The organism is Quyinboa ferrireducens, from assembly GCF_042436675.1.
GTDB lineage: Bacteria > Bacteroidota > Bacteroidia > Bacteroidales > UBA5342 > JBHJHP01.
The window spans coordinates 1-11776 of the sequence record NZ_JBHMVA010000003.1 but is presented as its reverse complement, the minus strand read 5'-3'; the positions used below and the strand labels follow the sequence as shown (position 1 = coordinate 11776).

The 11776-nt window shown below is 36.1% G+C and carries 9 protein-coding genes; 3 read left to right on the top strand and 6 right to left on the bottom strand.

What is annotated here, in order from left to right; genetic code table 11:
- Positions 1-106: 106 nt before the first annotated feature.
- Complete coding sequence (locus ACE01N_RS06215; protein ID WP_375728527.1) at positions 107-1753, top strand: DEAD/DEAH box helicase; 1647 nt, start codon at positions 107-109, stop codon at positions 1751-1753.
- Positions 1754-1807: 54 nt separating this feature from the next.
- Here ACE01N_RS06215 and ACE01N_RS06210 read toward each other — a convergent pair whose 3' ends face one another.
- Positions 1808-2767 carry a bile acid:sodium symporter family protein gene (locus ACE01N_RS06210; RefSeq protein ID WP_380585908.1) on the bottom strand — a complete coding sequence of 320 codons (960 nt, stop codon included), beginning with the start codon at positions 2765-2767 and terminating at the stop codon, positions 1808-1810.
- Between the two features lie 257 nt (positions 2768-3024).
- Here ACE01N_RS06210 and ACE01N_RS06205 point away from each other — a divergent pair, with 257 nt between their 5' ends.
- Entirely contained in the window at positions 3025-5202 is a 2178-nt protein-coding gene (locus ACE01N_RS06205; RefSeq protein ID WP_380585906.1) for an FISUMP domain-containing protein, read from the top strand.
- Positions 5203-5455: 253 nt separating this feature from the next.
- On the opposite strand, the gene ACE01N_RS06200 is transcribed toward ACE01N_RS06205, so the two are convergent.
- The 5 genes from ACE01N_RS06200 to ACE01N_RS06180 all read right to left on the bottom strand — a co-directional run bounded on the left by ACE01N_RS06200 (position 5456) and on the right by ACE01N_RS06180 (position 11516).
- Positions 5456-6292 carry a class I SAM-dependent methyltransferase gene (locus tag ACE01N_RS06200; RefSeq protein WP_380585904.1) on the bottom strand — a complete coding sequence of 279 codons (837 nt, stop codon included), beginning with the start codon at positions 6290-6292 and terminating at the stop codon, positions 5456-5458.
- A gap of 1136 nt (positions 6293-7428) precedes the next feature.
- The gene (locus ACE01N_RS06195; RefSeq protein ID WP_380585902.1) at positions 7429-8106 is read right to left on the bottom strand and encodes a LysE family translocator; all 678 of its coding nucleotides are present in this window, start codon (positions 8104-8106) and stop codon (positions 7429-7431) included.
- A 62-nt stretch (positions 8107-8168) separates the two neighbouring features.
- Positions 8169-10028: a serine hydrolase gene (locus ACE01N_RS06190; RefSeq protein ID WP_380585900.1), complete on the bottom strand. Its 1860-nt coding sequence runs from the start codon at positions 10026-10028 to the stop codon at positions 8169-8171.
- A gap of 30 nt (positions 10029-10058) precedes the next feature.
- The gene (locus tag ACE01N_RS06185) at positions 10059-11306 is read right to left on the bottom strand and encodes a DUF6624 domain-containing protein (RefSeq protein WP_380585898.1); all 1248 of its coding nucleotides are present in this window, start codon (positions 11304-11306) and stop codon (positions 10059-10061) included.
- A gap of 57 nt (positions 11307-11363) precedes the next feature.
- Positions 11364-11516, bottom strand: a complete 153-nt coding sequence (locus tag ACE01N_RS06180; protein ID WP_380585896.1) for a hypothetical protein — start codon at positions 11514-11516, stop codon at positions 11364-11366.
- A 48-nt stretch (positions 11517-11564) separates the two neighbouring features.
- Between ACE01N_RS06180 and ACE01N_RS06175 the strand changes: the two genes are divergently transcribed.
- A partial coding sequence (locus tag ACE01N_RS06175; RefSeq protein WP_380585894.1) for a transposase occupies positions 11565-11776 on the top strand: 212 nt, incomplete at its 3' end.

Genomic DNA, 11776 nt, shown 5'->3' with positions numbered 1-11776 from the left:
CGGCTCAAATTTCAGGGGTGACCATCGTATAGAGTTCAATGTTGAAGCGCCTGAGATTTAATCCATTCCGCAGTCTTAGAGAAGGCTGTTTAATTCAAAAATATATATGACATTTTTAGAATCGGGGCTGGAGCCAAATGTTCTACGTGCGATTGAAGAACTTGGTTTTGTTACCCCAACGCCTATTCAGGCAAAGACGATCCCGCATCTGTTAAACTCGGATCAGGATATTGTAGCATTGGCCCAGACCGGTACCGGTAAGACCGCCGCTTTTGGTTTGCCGATTATTCATTTGGTTCATACAGAACTAAAAACCGTTCAGGCACTTATTCTGTGCCCTACACGCGAATTATGTATTCAGATCGCCAGTGACATGGCGAATTTTTCAAAGTATGTTCCCGGACTTGATATTGTATCGGTTTACGGAGGTGCACCAATTGGTCCGCAAATAAAATCAATTAAAAGTGGAGCCCAGATTGTGGTAGGAACCCCCGGACGTACCCTTGATCTGATTAACCGCGGTGTGCTGAAAGTAGATATTATTCAGTGGGTGGTTTTCGATGAAGCTGACGAAATGCTCAACATGGGCTTCAAGGAAGATCTGGATGAGATATTAAAAACCACTCCCCCTGAAAAACAAACTTTATTGTTTTCTGCCACGATGCCTGTCGAGATCAGTCGGATCGCAAAGAAATATATGACAGATGCCATTGAATTTTCTGTTGGCAAGAAAAATGCAGGAGCTGAAAATGTGATCCATGAGTATTACATGGTTCATGCCCGTGACCGTTATGCAGCGTTAAAACGGATTGCAGATATGAATCCTAAAATTTACGGGATTGTTTTTTGCCGTACCCGTCAGGAAACAAAGGATGTAGCAGATCATTTGATCAACGATGGGTACAATGCTGATGCATTGCATGGCGATTTGTCTCAGCCGCAACGTGATCTCGTAATGAATAAATTCAGGCAGGGACATCTGCATATGCTGGTTGCTACCGATGTGGCAGCGCGTGGACTCGATGTAAACGATCTGACTCATGTGATCAACTATAATTTACCGGATGATCCGGAAGTATATGTTCATCGTAGTGGTAGAACAGGAAGAGCAGGGAAGAACGGGGTTTCAGTTTCTATCATTCATACCCGTGAGAAAGGAAAGATTAAGCAGATAGAGCGCATCCTGAATAAGCAGATGGAGCATAAAATGGTACCGGGTGGTCGGGCCATTTGCGAAAAGCAACTGTTCAATCTGGTTGATACTGTAGAGAATATTACAGTTGACGATCAGCAGATAGACAAATATCTTCCTGTAGTGTATAAAAAACTGGAGTGGTTAAGTCGTGAGGATCTGATCAAACGCTTTCTTTCTGTGGAATTTAACCGTTTTCTGGAGTACTATAAAAATGCTCCGGATTTGAATGCGGGTGTAAAGGAGGAGAGAAGTGAAGGCGGAAAGAGTGAGAGAAGAAGAGGGAAAGGAGCCAAAGGAGGTAAGCGGAGCAGTTCCAATATGTCGCGTTTATTTCTTAATGTGGGGGCTATCGATAAACTGAACCCGGCAAAGCTGATTGGTATGATCAACGATTTTACTCAGGTACGCAATATCGAAATCGGTGAAATAGATATTAAAAAGAAATATGCCTTTTTTGAAGTGGATAATAAATTTGAAGCAACAGTTATTAAATCGTTCAAACGTCAGAGCGTAAATGGCAGAAAACTGAACGTGGAGGTAGCACAGAAAATAAGATAGGTTCGGTCCTTATAAAGCAAAAATCCTCGTTTTTTAACGGGGATTTTTTGTTTGCTATATTTCCCTCTTTCCATGCCTTGATGCAATAAAACTGATAATCAGCAACTGAACAGGATGAAACAACATGATGGGTAATAAAAAGATGCCGGTTGAAGCAGAATTCTGAAACAGAATTTTTGCAAATACGGTGCCGTGAACCAATGATTTTTTTGTGCCACTAAACTGTGCGGTTATCCTGTCTTCCAGATCGAAATGTAGCAGTTTCGATATATAACCTGTGAGAAAAAAGATGCCGAAGAAGAGTACTATGACAGCTCCCATAATGAGTAAAAGATCATAAACATTAATAGAACTGAAAACATTATTTTCGAAGGATTCTGAGAAGCTTTTATAAATGATCAGCAGGATAACAGATTTATCAAATAATGTGAGGTATCTTGAATGTTTACGTGCAAATTTCCCCCAGAACCGGTGGAGGGCGAGCCCCAATGCAACCGGAAGCAGGATTTGTGTAATTAGTCTGATGTAGATTTCTCCAAGATTGAAGTCAACTGTTGATTGTTGCATGAACAGCCCCATCCACAAAGGTGTGATCACAATTCCAATAAGGCCGGAAATGCTTGCATTAAAAATAGCTGCAGGAATATTTCCCCTGGCTATGGATACCATTACCACAGAAGATGAAACGGTTGATGGCAATGCACCTAAAAACAAAAATGCAAGCCAGATGGTATGTCCGTTTTCTGTATTGATAAACGGATAAAACAGCAGAACAACCAGAGGAAAAATAAGGAAGGTGGTAAGTTGAACCAGAATGTGCAGTTTCCAGTTTCGCAGTCCGGTTTTAATTTGATGCGGGCTTAGCTTAAGTCCGTAAAAAAAAAAGATCAGAGAAATACCAATGCCGGCAATAAGGTTCAGTGGAATGCCACTGTTGGGACCGGCAGGTTGTGGAAAAAACCAGGCCAGAACAATGGCTACAATGATTGCAAGTATAAATTTATCAATCTTCATGAAAATATCCGACGTTTTGTTTGTGGTCAAATATATACCAATATTGTGATTCTGAAAAGAACTGTGAATTTTTGAAATTCCTGAAAGAAATGTAGTTTATACATAAAGATACTAATATGTCCTTGTTTAGAATAATTCTGAACAAAGTTTTGCGTTAAACGTTCTCAAAGGATATTAATAAATCTTTATTAAGTTATTTGTGTATGTGATTCCCATTTTCACATAGTGATATTTTATTTTTTGAATTTTAATTGAATATGATGTATTTAAAAAAAGGATCTGAACTACTTAGTTTAACTGTGGCAATATCTTTACTGGTACTGGTTTCATGTGAAAAAGATAAAAATGTGAATAACTCCAGTCAGGATGGCATTTCAGACTATGTTGTTTTGGTGGATGATCTAAGTCCTGATTTGCTAAGCGATTCCGCACAGCTGGCAGAAGGTATATATATTTTTCAGTTTGACGCTGATCCGCCTGACTTTTCAGCGGGAGATATATTATTAAGCCAACAAGGCTCAGGGTATCTTCGAAAAGTTCTGGGATCAGAAAAAAACGGGAACAGTGTTACTTTGAAAACGGAACAGGCAACACTGGAAGATCTTTATGAAAATTCAACGGTAAGTTTTAGCCTGCCGGTTAATTCGGATTTAAAAAGTGCAACAATCAATAATTCAAAACATGAATATATTGCACAGGGTGTTCAAAGACTTGAAGGTGATGGTATTAACCTGAATATAACCAACGTTGAATTCAAAGTTGAAAACGGAAATGAGAATATAAATTTAAAAATAGCAAACGGAACAGTTAATATTATTCCAAATTTTCAGTACATGCATGATATTAGTGGATGGAATTTAAACTCCGTGAAATTAACTTCATATAATACCGCAATCAATTTTGAAACCAATGTGTCAATAAGTGGAGCCTCTAAAGGGGCAAGTTTAAAAAAGGAAGTTCCTATATTTGAAACAATAACCGTTACACCTTTTGGAGTTTTGGTTGTAGAGGTTTTACATAAGGTTTATCTGAAATTTGAAAGCTCCGCAAATATAGGTTTGGATTATAATTATCATTCTGTTGCAAATTACACCTGTGATTTTGGAGCCATTTATGAAAATGATGAGTTCAATCCATTTTACGAGCTAACCTCTGATAATTATTCAGTTGTAAATAACTCCTTAGGCGTTCAGGTTGGAGGAGAAATAAAATTATCATTGGTCTATGAACCTACCTTTTACGTATATGCTGTAAAAGGACCATATGTTGAAAACAGTGCATACGGTGAAATTAAGGGAGGATTTTCCACAGCTGACACAAGGGACTGGGACTTAAGCATGGGATTTGGTGCAGCATCTAAGATTGGTTTAAACTATACTATTTTTAAGAAGAATTTACTGAATGTTAGTAAAACGTTTCAAATATCAAAAAAGGATATTTATGTTACACCCTATGAAATGGAAATGGTTGACAATACTATACAATCCCTAAGCATCTTTGATCCGGTATCTGTTAAGGTAAGAGTATTAAGCAACATGGGCAGTGGAGTCGCCAATGTCAGGGTATATTTTGTCCCGGAAACCGGATCAGGGACGACTGCTGATGAATTCGTTTTAACAGACGGAGAAGGGATTGCTGAAACAATTTGGACTCCCGCAGATGACGAAGACGTTGAAAATGTACTCGATGTTTATGCGAGAAAGGCCGATGGGAGTTACATTAAAAATGCACCACTTAAGTTTACTGTGGAAGATTATTTCACAGACGAACGAGACGGACATACTTACAGAATCGTTAAGATTGGAAATCAGGTTTGGATGGCTGAAAATTTAGCTTACCTCCCAACCATCAGCCCCCCGAATGAAGTACCAATGGATACATCCAACCATGATCCGTATTATACGGTATATGACTATTATGGTACAAGTGTGAGTAATGCAAAGGCAACAGAGATGTATAAAAAATATGGTGTTTTGTATAATGCACCAGCAGCTTTTACAGCTTGTCCTGATGGTTGGCATTTGCCTTCAAATGCTGAATGGGAAGAATTAGCAAACCTCATTTCTGCTGATAAGGGTGGTGAAAGAACTATTGTTGATGAACAATCAAATTATACCTGGAGTAACATAGGTAAATATCTAAAATCTGTAGAAGGGTGGGGAACCGGTATAAGTGGTATAGATACCTATGGTTTTTCTGTACTCTCCGCTGGATATCGCCTGGATTCTGAATTTTATGGTCTGGGGAAGTATGCCAAGTTCTGGGAAGGATCAACTTCAAATTTTAATGATCCTGTTACAGGATCCTGGTGGTTCTTTAACAATGATTTGGATTTAAACGGTGATGATATTATAGATGTTAATGCCAGTTCAGTTTATGTAGGCAGAGGGGGACACTGGAGTGATGGTTTGTCAATTCGCTGTGTTAGAGACTGATGATGGAAAATATCTGGTAAGCGAATAGTTGTTAAAATACTGAATTTTAATTATTTACACGTTTTTTAGAATGCTGGCGATTTGAATTTAATTTAATTGTTTGAAGCTTTCTGATTTGATGTTTTTTGTCTACTTAGGAGTTTATTTAAAATGCAATTTTCATGCATATATCTTATTTAGTTTTTAGTAATATGATTATGGCTGATACAATCACTAAGATTAATGACCAGCATTAGACCTTATAAATGTTCAATTATTTTTTATAACAATCAATCACAACAAAAGGAACGCTTAGTTTTAGAATCCCATCTTTATGCGCTTTTAGATTTAATTCATTTTCTACCAGTAAAAATATTTCTTCTTGTCTGTCTTCAGGTAAAATTTCTTTCCATCCATCAATAAACGCGAGTCGGATGAAGTAGTGGTTCAGCATGGTTGTTCCATCAACAAATCTGTATTCAAATTTATCGTGAACCACCGAGCTAATAGTAAATTCATATGATTTAATTAATTCAATATATTGATCAAGCGGTTTACGTTTTTTGTAAATTTGTTGTTGCATTGATTCTAAACAATTATCAAGTTTAAGATCAGTCAATATTTTTTCCATGGTTGAATAAAACTCAATCATAGTACTGTTCAAATTCATGGTTTGAATAAATTGTCCACCTTTTTTTATGATACGGGCGCATTCGTATAAGGACCTGTTTATATCTGTCACATTATTCAATCCGTTATTACTGACAATTAAATCAATTGAGTTATTCTTTAGAGGAATATCCTCTGCAATTCCACGAATAATTTCAATATTCCTGATGCCATAAAAGTCAATTTTTTTCTCGGCTCTGTCAGCTGCTGCATCCCATGGATCAATTCCATATATTTTAGAGTCTTTACCTAACCGCATGGCAATCTCAGTTAATGGAAATCCGGTGCCAAAACCAATATCCAGAACTTTAATTCCTTTTTTGTAATGAATTCCATCAAGTAATTTTAGTCCAAATGGTGCAGCCCATAGAGGTAATTCGTCAAATACATCTACAAGACTTTCTGATTCCAAATCCCAATCGGTTTTCAAATATTGAGTCATGTTGTAGTTTTTTATGTTATAGCTGTCGCATTTATTGAGAGGAATTAATTCAAACTAAAAGAGCAAACAGAGAAAATAGACTTTTTAAAGTTTAAATAACTGTTATGCTTTAAGGTTTTGTGTTGTCTCTGGTTACTTTTTTCTTATCAATCTGTTTATGAACCCAATTGCATGATGAAAAATTATACCGCTAAAAAGTAACCCATTTGAAAATATAATTAGGTACAGTAACTGACTATCATGATTTAATTTTAGCATACTCTTATCAAATATAAAAATAAGAAGGCTGTTAAAAAACATGAACACAAAAAGGGTGATTATCTTAATTTGATTATTGCTTTTCAAGTACAGATAAATAAACCCACTTGCAACACATGCAACTATTAAATATCCAATTTTAATCTCATTATGTGAAATATTGGTAATCATAAAAAGCAATATCAGGGACAGGGCAGTGGAAAGTCCAATCCCAAATAATCCCGCTATTTGCCACGATTTTATAGAAATTATGTAAAAAATAGTCAGTCCGGTCGCGACCGAAATCAATAACACTAATATCTCAGGAAAAGATGCGAAGCCTAAGGTAGAAACATAATTTATCAGCACCAAGAATCCAATAACAGAAATCGCTATCCAAATTACACTCCAGTCAGGAATTTTTCTGATCAAACCTATAATACCAACAAATCCAATAGATAACGCAATAATCCCACCAAATGCAATGCCCGAATAAAGTCTCCATGCAGGAATCTCATAGCATGATCCACCTGCAATTAAACAACCTCCTGTCATCCCCAGGCCAATGAGTATAACAGGCAACGTCGCTATGTATATTTGTTGGGTTGCTAACGATGTCTTTGTCAACTTATTTATCAAAATCTTCTCAGGTTATGATTCATTATGGTTAATATTTTCACGAATTTAAACTAATTTTTCTACGATGTGATTCAAGAAGCTTTGTATATTTCTGTGAAATAGTATAATACGTTATATTGTGCGTTGTACGCCGTAGTCTATGACTAATTTTAACTATTCAATTCTGTTTATGAATGTTCGTCTAATGCGATTTTCATATCTCATGTAATCTGTGAGTATTTACAGATGATTTCTTAGCAAAATGTATATTGCAGCACTTTTTATTGTTTCTGTGCTAGTAGTTTAATGCCTAATCCAATAAAAATCAGTCCGCTTATTTTTTGCATAACCATTCCTGTTTTATCATTTTCTCTCAAAGTCTTTGTTATCAGTGAAGCTGTGAAGGCTAAAAACAAACACCATAAAGTTCCGGTTGTCATGAATGTAACTCCAAGTATCATAAACGGTAAAGTCCCCGATGCATAATCAGGATTAATGAATTGAGGAAGTAAGGCTAAAAAGAATAGAGCGACTTTAGGATTTAGCACATTTGTTATTACTCCTTGTCTATAAATCTTTTTTAAATTAAGTTGTTCAATTTTCTGATTATCATTATCGAATGAGTTTTTTTTGTCAAGAATCATTTTTATCCCTAAATAAACCAGATAAGTTACTCCAATATATTTTACAACGGCAAAAGCTGTTGCAGATTCTGCTAATATTATTGATAATCCAAGGGAAGCAAAAACTGTATGAATCAATCCACCTGTTGTTATTCCAAGCACTGAATAAATACCAGCTTTTCGACCTTGTGATATACTTCGCGTTAAAATATACATAGTATCTGTTCCTGGTGTCAGGTTTAAAATAATCCCAGCAGCGATAAATCCAAGATAATTTTCAATTCCAAACATTCTTGTTATATCTTTATATAACTCAGATCCTAATATTTCATTCAAGATCCAACGCTATTTCGTATTGCTGTTGCGGTAACGTTATTATTCTTTAATGCAATATTACGTCATTTAAAATCGGATGCAAATTCATAAAACATTTCCGGCCAGGACATTGATGCAGGAGTGAAACCATATTCAAATCCCAATCTGATTATCGTAAGTTTCTTCTGTGGACATATATATACATATTCGCCCTTATTTCCCATACCGAAAAAGTCATTGGCATTCTTCTGTCCGTTTCGAAATTTACCCCACCAAAGATAGTTGTAATACGTATTATTTTCTATAAGATAATCATAATATTCCTTTGGCCTTTCCAGGGGTTGTGTGGCTTTTTGAACCCAGCTTTCAGGTATTATTTGTTTACCATTGTATTTACCGTTATTCAAAAAAAGCAAAGCGAATCGTGCATAATCGTGAGCATGGCAGTTGATACCGCTTTCCATTTTCTCAAAACCGTGCTCATCCAGACTCCAACTGGCATTGCTTCCTCCCATTTTCTTCCAGAGTCTTTCTTCGGCATATTTTGAAACCGACTTGCCAGTCGTTCGTTCCAGAATCATTCCCAATAATAGGGGGTTATAGTTATTGTAAAGCCAATGTTTGCCGGGTTGATCTGAGATTCGAACATGTTCTAAAACTGCATTTCTTAAATCGGGAGATTGATAAGTAAACTCATCATCAGAGGGAAATCCATCATGTGAATAGGCTAATCCTGAACTCATACTTAACAAATCTTTGATGGCAATTTTTGAAAAACGGATATCTTTTTTCATCAACTCTGGCAGGTACTCGGTTATTTTATCATCTTCGCTTTTAATAAACCTATCTGAAATAGCCAATCCTACCAATGTGCTGACAAATGATTTGGCAACCGAAAAGGATGTGAAGATTGAATCTTTATTAAAGCCATTAAAATAGTTTTCGTATAGAATGGTGTCATTTCGCAATACAATAAATGCCGTGGACTGGGATCTTTCCAACAGGGTTTCGAAATCGATATCCGTATTCAGATTTTTGAAATACGAGGTATTTTCAAACATTCTCCTAACCCTTTCGGGTTGCATATTATAATAAAGCATTCTGGGATGTTCAGTCCCGTGAATATCTCTCTTCTTGAAGATTAAATAGTCCATTACGGAAGCATCACCTCCCTGGCATCTTCCTAACATGGTGGACACATCAATTTTCGATTCTTTATAAGCCAACCTCTCTGAAATATTCACACCTGACAAATTTTGTGGATGTGTTTGATTTATTTCATGCAGAACTATAGTTTGAAACTTTCCTATATCCCTGGTGGCTGGCCATTGAACCATTCGCTTGTTTTGTTTATCATTTCGGATAATTTGTATAGCCATGGAAACACTGTCTTTATTCCATCTCAGAGGCAGATTCTCAAGTGGAATTTTCATTTCTACAGTGTATCTATCCTGATTTATTTTAACGGCAGAGGTCCATTTTGAAGAAAAGGAAAAGGACAAATCCCTGGTTGGTGGGTTCAATGAACCATCCAATTCATTGCCGGCAGCATCTGAAAGAAAGGCATAGGCATTGATTCCATCGTGATACGTGTCGACACAAAAGGCAATCCAATCATTACTTAACATGAATTGATTATCCTTATCCAGATGTTTTTTATTCAATTCAGAAGGGTTGTTCACCTTACATATAAAGCCGGCATAAAGATTGTCTGCATCATATGTAAAATATGCTTCCGTGTTATTGTATTGACCATTTTCATCGTACGATTGTTTTGTAAGGATTGTTTCCTGCCAGATTGGTTCATTTAGGTTTCCGTCAATAATAATAGCATTTTCGATTTTAATGGGGCTCAGCATGTCTGTTTCAACCGATATGTTTTGCCCAGAAGTATTTATAGAAATAAGTATCAAAAATAATTGTATGTAAATGGTCTTCATCATATCTGATGTTTAAAAGGTGTTGTTAAGATTTTAATCCGTGCGCTGTTTTTCCTTTTTAAATTCTTCTGTTCTTTTAATTTGTTCCTCAGGATTCCATTCAAAATCAAATCTGTCTTTAAGAAATTCTGCGATAGGTTCAAGTCCGATTTCAGCTCTTCTTTTATCTACATTTATTGGGTCGAGTACAGGCCATACATTAAAACTTTTTGTTTCCGGGTAGTATTTCATCTGCCCCCCGTATATTTGAAGATCGCCTCGGTCTGTAGCTAATCTGTCTTTTGCCCGTGCCAATAATCCTGGATCTAGTTGTTTCTCTTTAACGGCTTTTCGCATCACTGGCAGGTACTTTATTCTAACCTCAAGTTCTGAATGCTGTAGGACGTTGCAGATGGTTAAATTCCCCAGTTTCCCAATAATATTTTTATCTGGCCATCCTCGCGTATCCAAAATTTCAAGTACCTTCTTTTCATTAATATCATGGTTCTTATGATATATTTTATTTTGTTTTTGAAACTCTACAGATTCATAACCATACACCTTTCCAAGAGAATCTCTTATTCGAATAGGATACTGTTCCGTTCTCCAGATGGTGTCTAAAATTGTAACTAAACTATCTCGTGATTTTGAATAATAAGTTAATTCATTTGTGTAAATACCATATCCATCATCGTTGACATGTTTGATATATGTTTTTACATCAGGGGAATACCACCACGTATCGGACATTTCGCCTTTGTAACCTCTGGAATTTACTACCAGTCCCTTGTATTCTATTCTGTAAGCCATGAATCTCCCGGCTGCAACATTTAATTCATCAAATGAAACGACCTGAACATCCTGACTGGTTTTTCCTTCGGTTCCTTCATTATTTTTCCATTCCGATTCGTATTTCCATTTTTTTCCTACATATAAAGGCCAGTCACGAAATGGTGTACTGCTTTGCTTTTGGTCTAAAATTTTCGAAATAGGGACGGTATCAACGCCATTCCAAAAGCCTAAATCTCCATTATATTCTACTACTTCCTGAAAATCTTCTCCTTGTGCACGAACTTCTCCCTCAACAGAACGACTCCATTTCCAAATCCATTTTTCTCCATTTTTATAATCATTTAAAGTTGGTTTGTTAGTTGTAGAACTATTGCAACCTGTGAAAATTAAAATTGCTGTCAACAGAAACAAAACTTTTCTAATTCGTTGTTTTATCATCCTGCGGCCAGACCATGCGATGCAATCGAGCGGTGACAAGGAGGTATTAATTCCGATTTTACTTCTTTTCATAATTATGTTTTTCATTGAAGCAAAAGTAACAGCAATGTTCTGCATAAATGTTCGGAATTATAATTGCGAACCTAAAAGTCTGATTTTATATTTTAATGGAAGAAGCACATTGCTGCATAACTCTGCACTTAAAAAGCATTGTTGAATAGGTTGTTTGATTGCTTCTAAGAGTATTTCCATTGGTTTTTCATTAGCAAAAGTTTCTTTCATACATTTTTTAATGGTGAAACAACTTTAATTAAAGAATCACAAGAGCGCATGATAGAACACCTGAACACAGAAATAGAGCTTATAGAGACCAAAATAGAAGAAGTTATTCAATCATCTTCAGAATGGGATAATAACTATAAACTTATTCAAAGTGTAAGAGGTATTGGTCCTGTACTGGCCAAATATATCATTATCTATACTGAAAATTTTACCCGGATAAATAATGCTAAAAGCTTTGCATGTTATTCAGGAATAGCCCC